Raw genomic sequence first — 18,471 nt, 5'->3', positions numbered from 1 at the left:
GGAAAACGACTGACTCCCAAGCCCCCTGACCAAAAGCCTTTATCTGACGAAGAAACTGTGCGTATTCAAAAAATCACTTTGACTTTACGCTCGCATACACTGTTAGAAAGGACATAGGTCGGACGATGGTACGGGCTTACGTTGTTAACGAAACTTCAACCGGTAATGTTTCTGTGATTGATGTGAATACACATTGCGAGATTGCAAGGTTTACAGTTAGTGGTTTACCTACCAATATAGCGGTCACACCGGACGTAAAGCTTGCGTATATTAACGGTGGTTCCGGTACTAATTCGGTAACAGTCATCGATATTAAAACACATTCCGTTATAGCAAGAGTACTGGTCGAAAGTTGCAATTACCCCTGATGGGAAACTCGTTTATGTGTAAGTGAAAACCAAAATAATATTGGCACAGTTCGGTAATAGATGTAAAAACTCACTCAGTTATAAATACAACCCAAGTAGGTAACATAAATAATCGACCTGATAACGTAGCAATTACACCGAATGGTAAATTTGCGTATGTAGTTACTCGAAATGGAAATACCATCACGGTCATTGGTACTAAAACCCATTCAATCATAGCAGTAGTCGGAGTGGATAGCTAACAACGTTTTGTTTCTTTTACATCCGACGGAAAACCTCCTATGTCGGAAATGCTGGTAGTAATAATGTTTCAGTAATTGTCGTGAAAACTCATTCGCTAATTGCTACAGTTCCCGTATTTGCTGAACCAACTGCTATCGCATTCACACCGTGTTAATGTAATTTAACATAAAATAAATTCACGCTCGTCCATCAATCGGCGAGCTTTTTCGAGTGAACTAAAACGGAAAGGAGGACGATCTTATGGAGTGGAAAATATCAGCCCCACGGTATAGCACCCGAGGCGCAAATGGCGAAGGAATTCTTTGTCGATGAACTGAAAAAGGCATTAAGAAAAGTTAATTACCCGGCACACTCACACGTTGATAAAATTCAGCAAAGGTAACGAAAAGATCTTCGAATCGAGGTGGTGTTTCTGGATATTGGAAGCGGAGGAAAAATAATCACGTCCTGTTGCTCGAACAATTTGAACGATTTGGAACGGGTGAGGCTGACGACTTAATTGACGCAGTGGAGCAGGAGGTTTCAATATTCGAAGAAAGTGAGAGCACGGGTAATGCAAAAGCCTACATGGTTGTAGCTTATTCGTTAATATGCTGTTTTTCTAATAATCTATCAGCTTTAGCTGATATTTTATAAAGATTTTCACTTATTTCGTTAAGTAGATATATACCTCTAAATAAACAACCAAGAATAATACCAAAGGCGATAATTGCAGCAAAAACTGGGCCAGTAAAAACGATTAAAAGATAACTTAATATGGTAGTTATAATTACTGTAAATACCAAACTCACATTAACTCCCCCCCTTTCAATCTATAAATTATATCACTAAAAGAAAGGGGGCGGTGCAATGTTCGAAATAGGCAAGCAGTTTCCACTTGCGGGAGACGTTGAACGCTTAGCAAAATATAAGCGAGGTAAATCGTTCTTTGACGGCAAGTAACACGAAGTCTATCAACGTGCATCGGAACTATTAAAAGACACACCTTTTGCGTTTAAAATGGAAAAGATATATATCGCGATTAACGGTAATTATTAACTTTAATTGTAACGGTAAAGAATGTGGAGTAAGCCTTATATTATGTGGTAGTTTTCAAAATTATGAAGTTAAAGAAGAGATATTGTATTAATTTGACAATTTAACAATTGGGCCATATTGTGGAATAACGATTTCATTTTAATTAATTATTTTTTAGGTTATAAAAATTGTAGGTAGATTAATTGTTTGCTAACAATATAATGAAAAATAATTAATTCCCATCTACGTATAGAAGTTGGGTTAGATTAAATCAAAAATAAATGAACATTCTGTTACAAATTTTGAACTCCATCAATTATTCAATAATTTAGATTATTATTTTTGAGAAATAGGACATTCACACAATAGTGGATTTCGTTAGCAATATGAGTCATCCTTGTCCAAGGTAATATAATAGCGACAATGAAGGAGTTATTTTCAATTTTTGTAATCTGAGTAAGAATATGAGGTAACAATTAAATCGTTTTGAGAAGAATATAATAAGTATATGAAAAGCGTACACATGATTACACCATCTAAGCTGAACTGTTAATAAATGACAAATGCAATATAGACTGCTAAGGGCTACGTAATAGTTGGGGTGAAGCAATGAAAAACGAAATGATATTTATAATATTACTGGAGGCAGAGATAGAGATAAGAAAGCTTCAGCAAATGATTCTTCAGCATGAGGATGATATTAAAGGGTTTTTAAAACATATAAGAATAATTCAATACAATCTGAACACTGTTACAGCAAATTTGATAGAAAATCATATTAAAGAGTATATTACTGATGCTGTTAAATCTAAGAACAGTGATAATGTTGTTAAAGAAATTTTACATGTTGTGAAACACATAAAATATTCAAACTTCGAAGATAAAATCGGCAAATAAGCCTTGAGCTAAATAGGTAAAGATGCCAAAAACAAACCTTCAAGAAGGTCTATTCATTTCTGCAATACTCCAGCACAACAAAGTTTATCACAGAGTTTATAAATAATTTCACCAGTATATGGTGAAAGGTGTTCCACCGATTTTGTCAAAACAACACAATATGTATAGGAATCTGAGGTTTCGTATTCGTGTGAGATTTTTTGATAATATTATTGGTGTCGCTATCAAGTAATGGTCGAGATAAACAATGAGTCGATACCCAAGTAAACTCGTATAAATGTTAACAATTAGAAAAAATTATTTGAGTTATTGACATTTATCGTTTACAATTGTAAACTAACATTATTAACGTTTACAATTGTAAACGATAAGGATGTGAAATATATGTTAACAGAAGATAAATCAAAAATAACTGACGCAGAATGGGAAGTAATGCGGGTAGTTTGGACACTTAATCATGCGACTAGCAGAAATATTAGCGAAGTTTTAGAAGCTAAAAGAGAATGGGCACAAGCTACAACAAAAACATTAATTGGTCGCCTCGTAAAAAAAGGGATGTTAAATACAAAATCTGATGGAAAGCGATATATCTATACGGCTGCCGTTTCAGAAAATGAAAGTCTCAAAACTGTTAGGGAGAGCTTTTTTGAAAATATTTGTAGTAAACAAGTTGGTAATGAACTGGCTTCTATGATCTCAGAGGCAACCTTAAGTTTTGATGACATTGATTTATTAGAAGAAACTTTAGCAAAGAAGAAAGAGGAAGCAGTAGAGGAAGTTGAGTGTAATTGTATTCCAGGTCAATGTCAATGTAAAGGATGTGGATCAAGAGCAAAAAACGCTAATGGGAATTATTGATAGTGAATTTAATAAATCATTTTGTAGAAGAGAAACAAAATAGCTTTGTTAGTTTGGAGAATTCGGTGTTTAGGTAATTAAATGAATATTGTTTAGAAAGGGTGAAACAAATGACTGCAAGAACAATGAACATTGAAGGAATGACTTGTGCATCTTGCGCACAAAGGATTGAAAAAGTAACACAAAAGCTAGACGGTGTAAAAGAATCGAATGTAAACTTAGCTACAGAAAAATTAACAATTGATTTTGATGAGAATTCAATTTCGGTAGAAGACATACAAAACTCTGTCGAGAAGGCAGGGTATAAAGCACTAATAGAAACAGAAAATAAGATTTTTTCAATAACAGGAATGACTTGTGCATCTTGCTCTCAAAGAATCGAAAAAGCAACAAAAAAATTGAATGGTGTTTTAGTATCTAACGTAAATTTAGCAACAGAGAAAATGAGTGTTCAATATGATTCTTCAGTTGTGTCTGCTTCTGACATCATAGATGCAGTTTCTGCAGCAGGTTATGAAGCGCATGAAGAACGAGGGTCTTCTGATACTGTTGATGAAGACAAAGAAAAGAAAGAGAAGGAAATTAAAAGTCTTTGGAAGCGTTTTTGGATTTCTGCAAGTTTTGCAGCACCATTACTATACATTGCGATGGGTCATTTAGTAGGAGCACCTCTACCAAAATCCATAGACCCGGCATATAATCCAGAAGCCTTTGCAATAATTCAATTAGTTCTGACGATACCTGTTGTTATAGTAAACAGAAGTATTTATCGGGTGGGCTTCAAAACATTGATAGGAAGGCACCCTAATATGGATTCATTAATTGCCATAGGAACGAGTGCAGCAGTGGTATATGGAATTTTTGCTACAGCCATGATTTTTGCAGGAAATGAAAGTTTTGCTAAAGACTTATACTTTGAAACTGCGGCAGTTATTCTAGCATTGATAACATTGGGTAAGTACCTTGAAACATTAACAAAGGGCAAAACATCAGAGGCAATTAAAAAATTAATGGGGCTTGCGCCTAAGACAGCTATTGTCATTAGGAATGGAAAAGAAGTAGAAATATCAATAGATGAAGTAATTGTTGATGATATTGTGATCGTTAAACCAGGTGAAAAGTTACCTGTAGATGGTGTAGTCGTAGAAGGGATGACAGCCATTGATGAGTCAATGTTAACTGGTGAGAGTATACCTGTTGAAAAGAATGTTGGCGATAAAGTCATTGGTGCAAGTATTAATAAAAATGGAACAATACAATATAGAGCAACAAAAGTTGGAAAGGATACAGCACTCGCTCAGATTATTAAGTTAGTAGAAGAAGCACAAGGTTCCAAAGCACCAATTGCTAAAATGGCCGATCTTATTTCTGGATATTTCGTACCTATTGTTATAGGTCTTGCGATTTTATCTGGGCTTGCTTGGTACATCGGTGGTCAAACAGCGCTTTTCGCTTTAACAATCTTTATTTCAGTCCTTGTAATCGCATGTCCTTGTGCTCTAGGGTTAGCCACCCCAACAGCTATTATGATTGGTACAGGTAAAGGTGCAGAAAACGGAGTATTAATTAAGAGTGGAGTAGCTCTTGAATCAACGCATAAATTACAAACTATAGTATTTGACAAAACTGGAACAATCACCGAAGGGAAACCAAAAGTGACGGACATAGTTGTATCGAATGGCATAACAGAGGAAGAACTGTTAGTTTTAGCAGCATCTGCTGAAAAAGGATCGGAACATCCATTAGGTGAAGCTATTGTCAAAGGTGCAGAAGAAAAAGGATTGAGCTTAAAGAAAACAAGTTCTTTTAGTGCGATTCCAGGGCATGGTATAGAGGTTACGGTAGACAATAATAAATTATTATTAGGAAATAGAAAGCTGATGGATGATCGAAACATTGCTTTAGGTTCACTAAGTGATACTTCTGATCATTTAGCTAATGAAGGAAAAACACCTATGTATATTGCCATGAATGATGAAATTGCCGGAATCATTGCTGTAGCAGATACAGTTAAAGAAAATAGTGTAAAAGCTATTGAAAAGCTTCATGAAAAAGGTATTGAAGTAGCTATGATTACTGGTGATAATAAACGAACAGCTGAAGCAATTGCTAAACAAGTAGGCATTGATCGAGTATTAAGTGAAGTATTGCCTGAAGATAAAGCGAGTGAAGTAAAAAAACTTCAGGAAGAAGGAAAGAAAGTGGCAATGGTCGGAGATGGTATAAACGATGCACCAGCTTTAGCTCAGGCTGATGTTGGAATTGCAATAGGCTCAGGTACAGATGTAGCGATGGAATCAGCAGATATTGTTTTAATGCGAAGTGATTTAATGGATGTACCTACAGCGGTTGAATTAAGTCATTCTACCATTAGAAATATTAAGCAAAATTTATTCTGGGCTTTCGCCTATAATACAGCAGGTATTCCAGTTGCGATGGGGATTTTATTCCTATTTGGAGGGCCTTTGTTAAGCCCAATGTTTGCAGCAGCTGCAATGAGCTTTAGCTCTGTTTCTGTATTGTTGAATGCTTTACGCTTAAAGAGATTTAAGCCAGCTGTAAGTTGAATTCTTAGTTGAGGGTTAGACATTCTTTTCTTCATTCAGAACGTCCAGTGCGTCTTGAATTTTATATATAAAAAATTATCAATATACAAGGAGAGAGTTATATGAAAACTATTATTTTTAATGTTGAAGGTATGTCATGTAATCATTGTGTAAATTCAATTGAAGGTGGATTTGATGGAATAGCAGGAGTGTGTCATGCAGAAGTGAATTTATCTGGTAAAACGGTGGAAGTTAAGTATGAACCGACAACAGTGGGTGTTGAAAAATTAAAAGAAATAATTGAGGAAGCTGGTTATGAGGTCGTAGGGTAATTAAAAAAGTATATGACTAAATATGGGGAGGTTTTGCATTTTTAACTGGATGTTGCTTCTAATTCTCCTTATATGTCCGCTTATGATGCTATTTATGCATGGTAGCCATAAAGATCATAAACATGGAGATAAAAATCATGGACACCATAAGAATCATAACCATGTAAATGAACATAGTGATAACTTTAATGGAGATAATAGACTAGAAAGCTATAAAGTTAAGCAGTTAGAAGGAGAGATTCAGTATTTAAAAGATCAAAATAAATTACTACAAAAAAAGTAGAGAATTATAATAAAGAAGTTGCCGTACAGGAATAAATAGTTATACCCCCTTGTCCAAAGGGGGTAAATTTTATGGTGATAATAGTATTTTTCTATCATAGGTGTATGTTCTGTTAAATTTTCACATTATAATAAAAGAATTAACACTAGGAAGAAATATCTATTTAATATTAGGAAATGGCGGGGCTGTGGGAATCCATAAATCTGGTCCCTCAACGGGATATTGAAAATCATTTAGAAAGTCCCCAAAAGCTCCTCTTGAATATAAAGGATCTTAGTCCAAACATATAAAGGACTACAGAGTCTTTTCTCTAAAAACTATTCATCATGTCCTCGTTATAGTTTTCCATAGCCCCATCTTCTCCATGGCAGCTATCAAACATATCTTTTTGCTCTTGTGCAGACAACTCAGGGTGCATTTCTTGTATATAAGGCTTCTTTTGTCCAAAGTTAAAATTGTCATTACCTTCATCATTTGATTGAGCGAATACATAAGATACGGTTCCTCCTAAGATAATGGTGCTACCTAACAAACTAAATAAAATTTTTTTCATTTTTTCCAACTCCTTTCTTAGATATTTTCATTGTAGATACTGAATATGGAGTTTATATGTTCAAGTTGTGTGGAAGTTATGGAGATTATGTTTTTTCGTAAAGAAGATGATAATATTCATATGAGAGGTGGATTTAATGACTAAAATTCTCGTAGTTGATGATGAACAAGTAATACTAGAAGTGCTGGAAGCTTATTTTGAAAAAGAAGGATGGGATATTTCCTTTGCTTCTAATGGTATCGATGCATTAAAAAAGGTGAAGGAACAGAGTCCAGACCTTATAGTATTAGATTTGATGTTACCTGATATTTCTGGTGAAGAAGTATGTAGGTTGATAAGAAAGGATAGCCATATGCCCATTATCATGCTTACGGCTAAATCAGCTGAAGAAGATTTGATTAATGGAATCGTGATTGGTGCTGATGATTATGTAAAAAAGCCATTTAGTCCTAGAGAAGTTGTTGTAAGAGTTAAAGCGTTATTAAGAAGAACACAGCAAATGACAGATGTGAAGCAAATTAATTTTAATGATCAAAAGTTGATAATTGATCATGTGAAAAAGGAAGTAAAGCTTAATGCTGACATACTCGCTCTAACTCCAAATGAATATAAAATTCTAATTACGATGGCGAGCTATCCTGGAAGAGTGTACAGTAGGGCTGATTTATTGGAAAAAATACAAGAAGATGGTATCTATTTTGAAGGCTACGAAAGAAGTATTGATACCCATATAAAAAATTTGCGCAAAAAAATTGAAACCGATTCTCGTCACCCTGAATTTATCGTTACCGTGTTCGGAATGGGGTATAAATTTGGAGGAGAAAAGGATGAGATTAACACTTAGGTCAAGGATATTAATGTATCTTTTAGTTGTCTCTTTAAGTGGTGTTTTCATTACAAGTTTTACTATCTTTTTTGGCGTTGAAAATCAATTTGCTGATTATCTCAAAAGAAACAGAGAGGAACGGATAGAAGCGATTAAAAAGGAAGTGCTTCAACAATATGATGAGACGGGTGAGTTAACTAGCGAGCAACTAGGTAATATTATGCATGAGCATGCAATGACGGAAAATTTATACTATAAACTCTTTGGTATTAACGGTGATTTATTAATTGATACAACATCAATGCAATCAATGATGAGCATGATGAGTGGGATGAAGTCTTCAATTGATTCTAGTGATTATCGATCAGCTTCATACCAGCTAAAAAAAGATAATAAACTAATTGGTAATTTAACAGTATTCTATCCAGAAAAATTAATGGGTGAGGACTTTATCTTTTTGAAATCAATAAAAAGAAATATTATCTTAGCATTATTAGTTATTGTTGTTCTATCGATTTTATTTAGTTTATTATTTTCAAATCGTTTCACATTAGGGTTTATAAAGTTAAAAGATGCAATTATAGAGTTGCGTAATCATCAATGGCGAACGCGAGTGCCTATTCAGGAATTGACAGATGAAATGAAGCCTCTAGGAGAGTCTTTTAATCAGCTTGCAGAATCTTTAGCAAAAGAGGAATCACTAAGAAAACAATTTACAGCTAATTTTGCACATGAACTAAGAACACCACTAGCAACGTTAAGAAGTCATATCGAAGCCTTTCAAGATGGTATATGGGTACCTGACTCAAAGAGGTTGGAGCAATGTCATGAGGAACTTATGAGGTTAGTTCGTCTAGTTAATGAATTAGAAACATTAATAGCGGCAGAAAATCCACAAATTAGATTAGATAAAACAAAGATTGAGATTGAAAATCTCTTATCTTCTATAAAACATCAATTTAGTCCATTGTTTATGAAAAAAGGGGTGGATTTAAAAATTGAATACCCTGCTGAATCTTTATGGTTTTCAGGAGACCGTGATAAGATCATTCAAATTTTAACTAATATAGTGAATAATGCTCTACAATATACACCACAAGGGAAAACAGTTTCTATTCATTTAGAAGTAAATCATGATCAAATTGTTTTCATAGTTAAAGATGAAGGTGAAGGAATAAGTGAGAAAGACCTCCCTTTCTTATTTGAAAGATTCTATCGAGGTGATAAATCTCGTGACCGAAAAACTGGAGGAGTGGGAATTGGGTTATCGATCGTCAAGGCATTAGTAGAAGCACATCAAGGAGATATTAAAATAACCAGTCAATTAAACGTTGGGACAACTGTAGAAGTACAGTTCCCAATAAAGTAAGTTCAATACCGTCAAGTTTACTTATTTTGTCTTAAGTGGCCTTTAATTTTCCATCTTTTAAAATAAAAAAGTTAAACCAATATGTCCTAGGAGAGATTTGAAATGGATCAAAAATTAACCGAAAAGATTAAGAAGCGTTATAATCGGGTGTCAAGGATATTCAATTCCATGGATAGGATGATAAAGGAGAGTTGGAGGGAAGATTTACTCAAAAATGTAAAAGGAAATGTTCTAGAAGTAGGTGTCGGTACCGGTGCAAATTTTCTATTTTATCCAGACGATATTCATTTGACATGTATCGATTTTAGTCCAGGTATGCTGAAGCATGCAAGGAATAAGGTTAATACCCTTTCTCTACCTTATCAAGTAACTCTAAATGAAATGGATGCGCAACAGATGGATTTTCCTGACAATACTTTTAATTATGTTATAGCGACTTGTGTTTATTGCTCTGTACCTGATCCTGTAAAAGGGCTAAAAGAGATGGGCAGAGTCTGTAAAAAAGATGGAAAAATTATTATGTTGGAACATATGAGAAGTGAGAATGAAATAGTAGGAAAAATGATGGATATATTAAACCCTATAACAGTTAATACGTGGGGAGCAAATGTTAACCGTAAAACATTAGATAATATAAATAGTGCGGGCTTGTTGATTGAAGAGAAAGATGACTTATTTTATAGCATCATTAGAAAGTTAATAGTAGCACCTATCAAATAAAAGGTAACTTCACGATGAATATTTTTGGTGATTATTCTCTTTTTATTTATGTTTAGTGAGTTCATTAAACAGTTAATTAAATATATGTACTAATACAGAAATAGGAGATTAAGCCACTGGACTTAGTCTTTTTTTATTTGTCCTCCTTTCGTTTTTGGTATTAGTGAGTAAACCTACATAACTTCCACATAAGTTGCTCACAAGATCTTTACAAGTATTGCTTATGATAAGAGCAAGTAAAGAAAACAAATTCAAAGATCACACAAAAAAATAGGAGGCGATTAGATGTTTCACTTTACCGTTAATACCGAAAAACCAGTAAGTCAAATACTCAAAGATTTGGAGGAGAATTTATCTAAAGAACAGTTTAGTATTTTATGGAGTTTCAATATTAAAGATAAACTAAATGCTAAAGGTTTAGAATATAATCAAGATTTTTATGTGTTAGAAGTATGCAATCCTTTTGATGCAAAAGAAGTTTTATCAATTACAAATCAAGTAGGATATTTTTTACCATGCAAAATCGTGGTGTACGGTGAGCAAGAAACCAACAAAATAGGGATGGTTAAACCGACCACATTAATGAGTATCTTAGACGATGCCAATCTAGATAGTAAAGCTAATGAAATTGAACAACGTCTAGTTAAGTGTATTGATCGCAGTAAATAAAGAAATGGATTGAGATTTATTAATAAGACAACGATGAGCTCGCGACATGATTTTGTAATATTGGACTCGGAGGTGGATCATTCATGATGATATTGGGTTTTTTAATCATTGGTTATCTTATTTATTTAGTGGTTAATAATCAACATCCAGTTGCTGAAAATGGAACTCAGTTAGCAACAAACTCAAATGCAATAGAAATTGCAAAGTCTAGGCTGGCAAAAGGAGAAATTTCCTTTGAAGAATTTGAGGAAATCAAGAAAAAGATTCTTTAAGTAAAACCAAAAATAACTTTATAAAAGGAATTGATTAGAAATGAATATACTTAATAGTGTTATTACAGCAGCTATTGTATTTACAGGTGGAGCAGGACTATCTCTAATTTCTGAAAAAGATACACTAGATGAAAATTCGGTGAATCGAAAACAGGATGTAAGTTATGATCAAATGACGGATTGGATGGTCACAGGCAATTTTGAAAGTATGCAACAATTCATGGAAGAAGGAATTGTGAAATTTGAACAAATGGAACCATACATGAGTGATATGCATCCCAATCTGGACTATCAAGAACAAGAAGAATTATATAAGAGAATGCATGGGGGTGGTGGTTCATCTCAGAGCAGTAATTTGAGAGGAATGAGTATGTATTAAAAATTGCAGGCTAATTACTCAGGAACCTACAAAAGTTCAAAAAATATAAATGTTGGAGGAATGAAACTATGTTGTTAATACTTATTCTGGCTATTAGTCTTTATCTGTATAAAACTGGTGAACTACAAAAATTATTAAGGAATCTACAATCTAAAGAAACCAACAGCACAAACGATCTTAAAGATGTAATCGATTATAGATATGCATCAGGTCAAATTTCTATAGAAGAATATCAAAAATTAATAGCATTATTATAATAAAAACAAATAGGAAAGGAGAATATATATGATGAATGGAGGACATATGGGATCCTTTGGAGGTAATGGAGGATTTTACGGATATAATGGAATGCCATCAGGATTCAACAATTTTGATATGATGTTTAATGGTTCTTTTATGACAATTATTGTGATTGGCCTTATCACGGTAGGTTTAATATTAATATTTAAAAATCAAAAGATACATCGAACTAGCGCTTCATCATATAACAAGCAGGGTACAACAGTCATTGAAGCAGAAGAGGTTGCGAAGTTGCGTTATGCTCGTGGTGAGATTACACATGATGAACTTCAAGCCATTCTAAAAACTATTAAAATGTAAAGAGGTGAAATAGAGGTGGTAAATCTAGTTCTATCCATTATAATATTTTACTATCTTTTGAAAACAGGTGATTTATTCAAATTAATAAAAATAGCCAAAAATTTAACTTTTGACTTGCTAACTGTCTTTAAAACAGGGAAACAAAATAATAGAGGTGACAATAATACATTAGATATATTAAAGCTACGTTATGTTCAAGGAGAAATTGATAAAGAAGAATATAAACAGATTTTAAAGAACTTATAAGTAAGGTAAAAAAGCCGTCTGAAATAGAATATGCGGCTTTTTTTATAGCTTTTTGATGATTTTCAAAGGTATGTATTAAATAGTTATAAACCCGCTCACTACATTGATTGGTTGATCTAATGGTGAAATAATTACAAGAAATATTTTCAAGTAGATACAACTGTGTGTGTTTACGTTTAAAATTACTATTTCTAAAAAGCGGTATAATTATAATACCATTTAACTTTTGTGCATTTTAAATATACTCACTCAACAGTCCCTGATCCCACAAATGGACCTCATTGTCATTTTTTAAATTCCTACTGCAAATAAATCATCGATTTTTTCATGACCTAGTCACCAATATTTTGTAAATATCAGATCGACTATGATAAGAGATAATCGCATAATGCTCTCAAACACCTTTTCCTTTTAAGAAGCAGTCCTTCACTTAATCCCTTTACTATGAATAAACAAATAATATTCTCCTTATGTCCCGTCATAAAGAACAACACAAGCATGGGCTTAACATTATACCATTAAACTAATAGGGGTTAGTTGCCTGCTTTTTGTTGTGCTGATTTTCAACGATTTGGCGCAAGAATGTAGTTAAGGCTATCCCTACTATCTTATGAGTAATACCAATTAAAATAGGTCCGCCAGAAATGTTACTGACTGACCTCATAATACGAACAGTTTATTTGGGCTTAAATACGATAGGAAATCTAATATCCAGAAGTAAAAAAGAAAGATACGTAATGACACCTTTATCAAGTATTGCATTTATATTATGTTTAATGGTTTCTTTATCATAGGGTAGAAGATTATCACATTTATATAATGACATGCTTTGAAAAATATTATGATATTCAACAATATGGCGCTAATCTGTAACAAGGATTAGTGCTTTTCTTCATCTTAGGGACAAATTGTGGAATAACAAGTTTTTTTGATTAATTATTTAGTAAGTTATAACTTGCAAGAACTGGCTTAATTAGCTGACTCAGACTATATAAAAATATATTAAATCCCATTTCTGTTATAGGAGGGGGATTTTTAAAGTTCTATAAGTAGGATAAGCAGCTAACACGGCATATAAGAATTAGATAAGACCATGTAGATGAATTCGTGACTGATTTTTACTTATAAGACTTATTTTGTATTGTGGTTACTAAAAATTAATTAGATTGTTTATGTTAATTCTGCTACAAAAGCCAATTTTCCATCGGGCGTGAAAGCAATCCTTCCTAATTGGAGATCTATAGGGATAGTAGCAATCACACTATGAGTTTTAACATCGATGACTGATATTTTAACATCATCTTCATTAGTAACATAAGCGATTTTCCCATCAGGTGTGAAGGCGACATCAAATGGACCTTCCCCAACTTGAACAGTAGCAATGACGCTATGAGTTTTCACATCGATGACTGATACTGTGGCATTATCTACATTAGTGACATAAGCGAGTTTCCCATCTGGCGTGAAGGTGACATCAAATGGTACTTGCCCAACCATAACAGTAGTAATGACGCGATGAGTTTTCACATCGATGACTGATACTGTGGCATTAAATGCATTAGTGACATAAGCGAGTTTCCCATCTGGCGTGAAGGCGACATTGAAAGGAGCTTGCCCAACCATAACAGTAGCAATGACACTATGAGTTTTCACATCAATCACAGATACTGTATTATCTGATTGGCTAGAAGATCCATTATTAGTGACATAAGCGATTTTTCCGTCTGGTGTAAAGGCGACATCAAATGGAGCTTGCCCAACCATAACAGTAGCAATGACACTATGAGTTTTCACATCGATGACTGTAACAGTATTACCTTGTTCAGAGGCATTATTAATCACGTAAGCGATTTTGCCATCAGGTGTGAAGGCGACAACATTTGGGTTGAGGCCAACCATAATAGTAGCAATGATGCTATGAGTTTTCACATCGATGACTGTAACAGTATTACCTTGTTCAGAGGCACTATTAATCACGTAAGCGAGTTTTCCATCAGGTGTGAAGGCGACATCAGATGGACCTTGCTCAATCAGAATAGTAGCAACCACTTTAAGAGTTTTCACATCAATAACTGAAACAATATCATCATCAAGATTTGTAACATAAGCCAGCTTACCATCTGGCGTGACAGAAACACCTGAAATGCCTGCTGGTAACAAAGTAACGATAACTCTATGAGTGCTCACATCAATAACAACAGTAGCCACCAAATCACCTCTTCAAAATTATTATTATTACCATAATATGAGGAGAGTTGTTGAACAATAATTAAAATTGGAATTTAGACTGATTACCATTAAAGATAATGAAGATTTTAGGAAACTCAAGAATTAGTGAGTCGATTAGGGGGGCTAAAATGGCTAAGTCATACAGAAAGTTCCTAGCTGGTAGTGTGAGTGCTGCGTTAGTCAGTAAAGTTATCAATACTGATATGGAAAATTGCATTATGTGCAATAAAGAGATTGATACGGATAATGACAAGTGTGTGATAGATGAATCAGGGGAGTATTGGTGTCCTGAATGCGCTGAATTAATTAAGGAAACTCAAGAGTAATTGTGGCTACTAGTAAAAGAAAAAACCTTCGTATATATCGAAGGTGTACACATTTTCTTATTTTTTCTCGTCCATTTTCTCTAATACTCTTTCTATTAATTTGGTATTTAATGATTCGTTCATTCCGTTTTTAATTGCACTTTTTATCACCCAATATAGGAAGTACATGGCAAGAAATAAAATGATAATACCTAATAAAATAATGCCAAGGCCACCAATCAATATAAATCTCTCCAATCATTTATGAATGTAAAGTAATCCTGCGGTTCTACAAATTAAGTATAACAAAAAATGGTTTTGAATTTAGTAAACAAAATAAGCATTGTGGATCCTGATTCTAACAATCTAAAAAACACCTCCATCAATTAATGTAAGGTGCTGATAATAGTTACTATTTTTCATTTATTTTATCTAAAATTCTATCAATCTTTTTACTTGTATTAGATTCATCTATACCATTTCTAACAGCAGTTTTGACAGCATAATAAATTACGAAAATAGAAATAGCCCAAACAATAATTACTTCATCCAATGTAATCACTCCTGTATATAATTTTAAAAAATCATCACAAGTATTATTTTGAACCAAAAAATGTAAGTGGTGAAGTAAACAAAATAGCAATTGAAGTTACTAAGGAGGGTGAAGAGGATGGACATGTCTAAACAAATAAAAGAAGGCGACAAGATTATTATTCGTACAGAAGAAGAAGGGGATATACATGCTAAGTGTACAGGTGTTACTCATAATAATTTAGTTCATTATATGTACGAAAAAGATGGCTGTCCCGTTGCTGGATTTGTAGGTAGCTTATGGGTAGAAAAAGTGATTTAGTAACCACAATGATAGTTGTGTTTACTACAATAAAACCGAAATGAATATCGTGAAAATAAATAAAAATATACCTGAGATGTAAATTCATTATAATAATAATAGAAATATTTAATGGGGGAGTAACTTGAGTAGAGAAATTAAATATCAGTTTAGAATAACAAAATATAATCCAGCTTTTAGAAATTGTGAAGGTCATTATACTAAAACAGATGAATGGACAAGTGCGTATGATATAGGAAAATGGTTGGAAATCGCTTGCTTTAGTTCTCTTTATGACAATATTAATGTCATCTAAACCAAACTATTTTAGCGGGAATGAGAAGGTAGTTATTGATTAAGTAAAAAAATGGAGGAATCATATGGAAAGAAAATATAATGATTTAATAGGAGATATTTTAAAAGAAGCTGGGGAAAAAGATAACTATAAGGGGAAAGGTAAACCAATATCTAAAGAGTATTTAGAAATGGACACATATCAACGCTTTCAAAAAATAGCAAAGGATGCGGGATATCTACCTCCTTGGTTAAAATTACAAAAAGAAATCTCTCAATTAGTACATTCTTGTAAAACAGAACAGGATGTCATAGTCATTAACGAGAAAATTAGTAAACATAACACAATATGTCCTAGCCCCATGCAATAAAATCAAATAAACCTGGATGAATTAGAAAAAGCCAAAATAATTTGGTGATTTTCTGAATCCTTGTTTAACAATCACTCGAGAAACACACTGTTTTCCGTAAGTTATCAGCTTGCCGCTTTAGGGGTGGAAGTGCCAAAGTGTTATTTAGAAGTTAGTTACTTAGAAAGTAGTTATGAAACACAATAGAAATTGTGGTTACTGCTATTTAAGGATAAAACTGAGATGTGTGCTAGGAAAAAAAGTACCTCACCATTCCTGGTGAGGTACTCCAAATGACATTAAATGATCAATACGCACTATTATCTTTCAGGTGGACAAATTTTATTAAGAGTAATACCATCTGGAGCTGGATCACAGTTCTCACCGCCACCAGTGCTACCACCACCAGTGCCACCGCTTCCAGTGCCACCGTTACCAGTGCCACCACCATCATCAGGAGGAGGCGGTGGATAATATGCGCTAGTTGTACCTAATCCCATCCCGAAAATTAATGTAAAGGCTGCAACAAACATCATTAGTTTTTTTCTCATGGACACACCCCTTATTTTAATTATCTGAACATTTAGATTATAACAACTATTTACGATGTCGTCTATTGCTTTTGCATAATTTTCCTTTTTGTTTTATCTCATAGACATTTAAAAGTAAACTCAATGATTAATGAGTCTATTAGTGTTTTTAACTAATGTCCAACCTCAGAATTGTTATTCCACAATATGGCGCTTTTCAGAAATAATTCTGAAAAGCGTCTTTTTTTATGTATTGAGAAATCTTGTTCAAATCGGAATAACCACAATGGAAGTTGTTACAAGCAAGCTAAATAAAAAAAGGAGCTGTCGCAGCTCATAAATGTACTTTTAGAACCATATTCTTTTTTCTGCTTTACTAATAATATCTGGGGTACTTTCCACTTTTACGACAGTTTCCTGTGTATTATTTAAATAATGGTTGTTTAGCCAATATACAAGCCCTTCTGTATTTACCAGCAGACCATCCTTTATTCCATTACGATATATCCAATATTTATGGTCATTATTTTTATCATATATCCAAGCATAAAATTTAACCTTTATTTTATCAATATTTTCTCCTATGTGAACAGGAACGAGAATATAATCTTTGTGTTGAAAATAATCTACTTCTATAATCATTAAAACACTTCCTTAAATATGTTGAAAATCTTGTATGTTTACCAATGATATAATAATCTAGATTATATATTCAAGGACTATTTAAACTCAATATTTTTATAGCCACAAATAATATTGACCTTTAGAGGAGAATACTTAAAAATAGAAACAATTAGGTAGATTTGGAACCTTTCAAGTTAATGAGAATGGATAAATTAAAAAGAGTTAAGTATTGCATTGGTTTTTATAGGAGCAGAACCGACAGTTAAAATAGGTGCCTAAAGTGGAAGCTGTATTGAAGTAACTGGTCCATTAAATTTAACTACATCTTGTTTCTTAACCAGGTGAGTTTTTTTGAAATAAGGCACCAAAAATCTAACAAATCATGATAAACACAAAAATTATAAAATATAATTTCAATAGTATTTTTATAATAGAGGAATTAGAAATGAGATGTGATATCTATGGATGAAAAATTTGAAAAAAAATTCCAGAGTCTTTTTGACAATGATGATATCTTGTGTGATGATTGCCTGAAACTTACGATTTGGGCTGAGATAGAGGCATCACCAGATGAGGTGATTGCCAAAATACTTGAAGATGATGAGTATTATTATATTTGTGAATATTGCAAGGGGTATAATGGAGAAGATATAGAATTTTGGAGAGATTGGGTCGATCAGCAAAGAACTGGAGAACCCTATAAGAACTTAAGTTCATTTCGGAAGAGATTCGTTGAAGAAGCTAAAAGAAGAAGAGAGATTATTATAGAGGATGAATATTGGATGGAGTTTAAGGAATGGCATAAAAAAATTAAAGAAGAGTTCAGAAAAAAAGGTGTTTAATTTCAAAAGGAAAGAATCATTTCAAATATTTTTAAAAAAAGTCAAAAACTAATCTTGCATACTCAAGATTACTCCTGTTGACAAAGTTATAGATGCCCTGACTAATGGTAGGTCACACTATTTTTGGCCTAATTATGAAGGGTACGAAGGTTTGATTACTAGTAGTTAAGGTGATAAAGTTATTCAACAATATGGCGCTTTTCTGTAATGGAACGCGTCTTTTCTTTTGGAAAGGGTGCCAAATAGTTTCCAAATCAAAAAAATCAATCACTATATTTTATAATTAA

General features: G+C 33.3%; 28 protein-coding genes. 21 read left to right on the top strand and 7 right to left on the bottom strand.

Going from position 1 to position 18,471, the window contains the following annotated elements:
- The first annotated feature begins 125 nt into the window (after nucleotides 1-125).
- Nucleotides 126-368: a hypothetical protein gene (locus SLH48_RS16725; protein WP_320259085.1), complete on the top strand. Its 243-nt coding sequence runs from the start codon at nucleotides 126-128 to the stop codon at nucleotides 366-368.
- A gap of 262 nt (nucleotides 369-630) precedes the next feature.
- Nucleotides 631-765 carry a hypothetical protein gene (locus SLH48_RS22530; protein WP_413785440.1) on the top strand — a complete coding sequence of 45 codons (135 nt, stop codon included), beginning with the start codon at nucleotides 631-633 and terminating at the stop codon, nucleotides 763-765.
- 424 nt (nucleotides 766-1,189) lie between these two features.
- On the opposite strand, the gene SLH48_RS16720 is transcribed toward SLH48_RS22530, so the two are convergent.
- The gene (locus SLH48_RS16720; protein WP_320259084.1) at nucleotides 1,190-1,402 is read right to left on the bottom strand and encodes a hypothetical protein; all 213 of its coding nucleotides are present in this window, start codon (nucleotides 1,400-1,402) and stop codon (nucleotides 1,190-1,192) included.
- Nucleotides 1,403-2,237: 835 nt separating this feature from the next.
- Here SLH48_RS16720 and SLH48_RS16715 point away from each other — a divergent pair.
- From SLH48_RS16715 to SLH48_RS16695, 5 genes are all read left to right on the top strand, one after another.
- The gene (locus SLH48_RS16715) at nucleotides 2,238-2,525 is read left to right on the top strand and encodes a metal-sensing transcriptional repressor (RefSeq protein WP_320259083.1); all 288 of its coding nucleotides are present in this window, start codon (nucleotides 2,238-2,240) and stop codon (nucleotides 2,523-2,525) included.
- Between the two features lie 384 nt (nucleotides 2,526-2,909).
- The gene (locus SLH48_RS16710) at nucleotides 2,910-3,383 is read left to right on the top strand and encodes a CopY/TcrY family copper transport repressor (protein ID WP_320259082.1); all 474 of its coding nucleotides are present in this window, start codon (nucleotides 2,910-2,912) and stop codon (nucleotides 3,381-3,383) included.
- A 110-nt stretch (nucleotides 3,384-3,493) separates the two neighbouring features.
- The gene (locus tag SLH48_RS16705; protein WP_320259081.1) at nucleotides 3,494-5,950 is read left to right on the top strand and encodes a heavy metal translocating P-type ATPase; all 2,457 of its coding nucleotides are present in this window, start codon (nucleotides 3,494-3,496) and stop codon (nucleotides 5,948-5,950) included.
- A gap of 101 nt (nucleotides 5,951-6,051) precedes the next feature.
- Nucleotides 6,052-6,261: a heavy-metal-associated domain-containing protein gene (locus SLH48_RS16700; protein WP_320259080.1), complete on the top strand. Its 210-nt coding sequence runs from the start codon at nucleotides 6,052-6,054 to the stop codon at nucleotides 6,259-6,261.
- Nucleotides 6,262-6,283: 22 nt separating this feature from the next.
- Complete coding sequence (locus SLH48_RS16695) at nucleotides 6,284-6,544, top strand: DUF2933 domain-containing protein (protein WP_320259079.1); 261 nt, start codon at nucleotides 6,284-6,286, stop codon at nucleotides 6,542-6,544.
- 310 nt (nucleotides 6,545-6,854) lie between these two features.
- Here the strand turns inward: SLH48_RS16695 and SLH48_RS16690 are convergent, their stop codons facing one another.
- Nucleotides 6,855-7,097 (bottom strand): hypothetical protein, encoded by a 243-nt coding sequence (locus tag SLH48_RS16690; RefSeq protein ID WP_320259078.1) that lies wholly within the window; start codon nucleotides 7,095-7,097, stop codon nucleotides 6,855-6,857.
- Between the two features lie 136 nt (nucleotides 7,098-7,233).
- Here SLH48_RS16690 and SLH48_RS16685 point away from each other — a divergent pair, with 136 nt between their 5' ends.
- The 9 genes from SLH48_RS16685 (at nucleotide 7,234) to SLH48_RS16645 (ending at nucleotide 12,178) form a co-directional block, all read left to right on the top strand.
- Nucleotides 7,234-7,941: a response regulator transcription factor gene (locus SLH48_RS16685; protein ID WP_320259077.1), complete on the top strand. Its 708-nt coding sequence runs from the start codon at nucleotides 7,234-7,236 to the stop codon at nucleotides 7,939-7,941.
- Nucleotides 7,925-9,292 carry a sensor histidine kinase gene (locus SLH48_RS16680; RefSeq protein ID WP_320259076.1) on the top strand — a complete coding sequence of 456 codons (1,368 nt, stop codon included), beginning with the start codon at nucleotides 7,925-7,927 and terminating at the stop codon, nucleotides 9,290-9,292. The genes SLH48_RS16685 and SLH48_RS16680 overlap by 17 nt, the downstream gene beginning before the upstream one ends.
- Nucleotides 9,293-9,394: 102 nt before the next feature.
- Nucleotides 9,395-10,012, top strand: coding sequence for a class I SAM-dependent methyltransferase (locus tag SLH48_RS16675; RefSeq protein ID WP_320259075.1), 618 nt, complete (start codon nucleotides 9,395-9,397; stop codon nucleotides 10,010-10,012).
- A gap of 285 nt (nucleotides 10,013-10,297) precedes the next feature.
- Nucleotides 10,298-10,681, top strand: a complete 384-nt coding sequence (locus tag SLH48_RS16670; protein WP_320259074.1) for a DUF302 domain-containing protein — start codon at nucleotides 10,298-10,300, stop codon at nucleotides 10,679-10,681.
- Nucleotides 10,682-10,764: 83 nt separating this feature from the next.
- The gene (locus SLH48_RS16665; protein WP_320259073.1) at nucleotides 10,765-10,953 is read left to right on the top strand and encodes an SHOCT domain-containing protein; all 189 of its coding nucleotides are present in this window, start codon (nucleotides 10,765-10,767) and stop codon (nucleotides 10,951-10,953) included.
- A gap of 40 nt (nucleotides 10,954-10,993) precedes the next feature.
- Nucleotides 10,994-11,332 carry a hypothetical protein gene (locus tag SLH48_RS16660; protein WP_320259072.1) on the top strand — a complete coding sequence of 113 codons (339 nt, stop codon included), beginning with the start codon at nucleotides 10,994-10,996 and terminating at the stop codon, nucleotides 11,330-11,332.
- A gap of 68 nt (nucleotides 11,333-11,400) precedes the next feature.
- On the top strand, nucleotides 11,401-11,589 hold the full coding sequence (locus SLH48_RS16655) for a hypothetical protein (RefSeq protein WP_320259071.1): 189 nt from the start codon (nucleotides 11,401-11,403) through the stop codon (nucleotides 11,587-11,589).
- A gap of 28 nt (nucleotides 11,590-11,617) precedes the next feature.
- Nucleotides 11,618-11,932 (top strand): hypothetical protein, encoded by a 315-nt coding sequence (locus tag SLH48_RS16650; protein ID WP_320259070.1) that lies wholly within the window; start codon nucleotides 11,618-11,620, stop codon nucleotides 11,930-11,932.
- A gap of 15 nt (nucleotides 11,933-11,947) precedes the next feature.
- Entirely contained in the window at nucleotides 11,948-12,178 is a 231-nt protein-coding gene (locus SLH48_RS16645; protein WP_320259069.1) for a hypothetical protein, read from the top strand.
- Between the two features lie 1,170 nt (nucleotides 12,179-13,348).
- Here the strand turns inward: SLH48_RS16645 and SLH48_RS16640 are convergent.
- A complete protein-coding gene (locus SLH48_RS16640) occupies nucleotides 13,349-14,386 on the bottom strand; it encodes a beta-propeller fold lactonase family protein (protein WP_320259068.1) in 1,038 nt (345 codons plus the stop codon).
- Between the two features lie 149 nt (nucleotides 14,387-14,535).
- Between SLH48_RS16640 and SLH48_RS16635 the strand changes: the two genes are divergently transcribed.
- A complete protein-coding gene (locus SLH48_RS16635; protein ID WP_320259067.1) occupies nucleotides 14,536-14,733 on the top strand; it encodes a hypothetical protein in 198 nt (65 codons plus the stop codon).
- A 57-nt stretch (nucleotides 14,734-14,790) separates the two neighbouring features.
- On the opposite strand, the gene SLH48_RS16630 is transcribed toward SLH48_RS16635, so the two are convergent.
- Complete coding sequence (locus tag SLH48_RS16630; protein ID WP_320259066.1) at nucleotides 14,791-14,955, bottom strand: hypothetical protein; 165 nt, start codon at nucleotides 14,953-14,955, stop codon at nucleotides 14,791-14,793.
- Between the two features lie 169 nt (nucleotides 14,956-15,124).
- On the bottom strand, nucleotides 15,125-15,265 hold the full coding sequence (locus SLH48_RS16625) for a hypothetical protein (protein ID WP_320259065.1): 141 nt from the start codon (nucleotides 15,263-15,265) through the stop codon (nucleotides 15,125-15,127).
- A gap of 117 nt (nucleotides 15,266-15,382) precedes the next feature.
- Here SLH48_RS16625 and SLH48_RS16620 point away from each other — a divergent pair, with 117 nt between their 5' ends.
- The 3 genes from SLH48_RS16620 to SLH48_RS16610 all read left to right on the top strand — a co-directional run bounded on the left by SLH48_RS16620 (nucleotide 15,383) and on the right by SLH48_RS16610 (nucleotide 16,209).
- Complete coding sequence (locus SLH48_RS16620; RefSeq protein ID WP_320259064.1) at nucleotides 15,383-15,565, top strand: hypothetical protein; 183 nt, start codon at nucleotides 15,383-15,385, stop codon at nucleotides 15,563-15,565.
- Nucleotides 15,566-15,689: 124 nt separating this feature from the next.
- A complete protein-coding gene (locus SLH48_RS16615; RefSeq protein ID WP_320259063.1) occupies nucleotides 15,690-15,860 on the top strand; it encodes a hypothetical protein in 171 nt (56 codons plus the stop codon).
- A gap of 64 nt (nucleotides 15,861-15,924) precedes the next feature.
- Complete coding sequence (locus SLH48_RS16610; protein WP_320259062.1) at nucleotides 15,925-16,209, top strand: DUF1992 domain-containing protein; 285 nt, start codon at nucleotides 15,925-15,927, stop codon at nucleotides 16,207-16,209.
- A gap of 299 nt (nucleotides 16,210-16,508) precedes the next feature.
- Here the strand turns inward: SLH48_RS16610 and SLH48_RS16605 are convergent, their stop codons facing one another.
- Together SLH48_RS16605 and SLH48_RS16600 are read right to left on the bottom strand one after the other, a co-directional pair.
- A complete protein-coding gene (locus SLH48_RS16605; RefSeq protein WP_320259061.1) occupies nucleotides 16,509-16,739 on the bottom strand; it encodes a hypothetical protein in 231 nt (76 codons plus the stop codon).
- Nucleotides 16,740-17,066: 327 nt separating this feature from the next.
- Nucleotides 17,067-17,360 carry a hypothetical protein gene (locus SLH48_RS16600; protein ID WP_320259060.1) on the bottom strand — a complete coding sequence of 98 codons (294 nt, stop codon included), beginning with the start codon at nucleotides 17,358-17,360 and terminating at the stop codon, nucleotides 17,067-17,069.
- A gap of 443 nt (nucleotides 17,361-17,803) precedes the next feature.
- Here SLH48_RS16600 and SLH48_RS16595 point away from each other — a divergent pair, with 443 nt between their 5' ends.
- Nucleotides 17,804-18,184 carry a hypothetical protein gene (locus tag SLH48_RS16595; RefSeq protein ID WP_320259059.1) on the top strand — a complete coding sequence of 127 codons (381 nt, stop codon included), beginning with the start codon at nucleotides 17,804-17,806 and terminating at the stop codon, nucleotides 18,182-18,184.
- Nucleotides 18,185-18,471 lie beyond the last annotated feature (287 nt).

This window comes from Cytobacillus sp. IB215316 (assembly GCF_033963865.1).
GTDB classification, from domain to species: domain Bacteria; phylum Bacillota; class Bacilli; order Bacillales; family SM2101; genus Nanhaiella; species Nanhaiella sioensis.
Note: the sequence above shows the minus strand (reverse complement) of the source record. Positions and strands in the feature narration are given on the sequence as shown.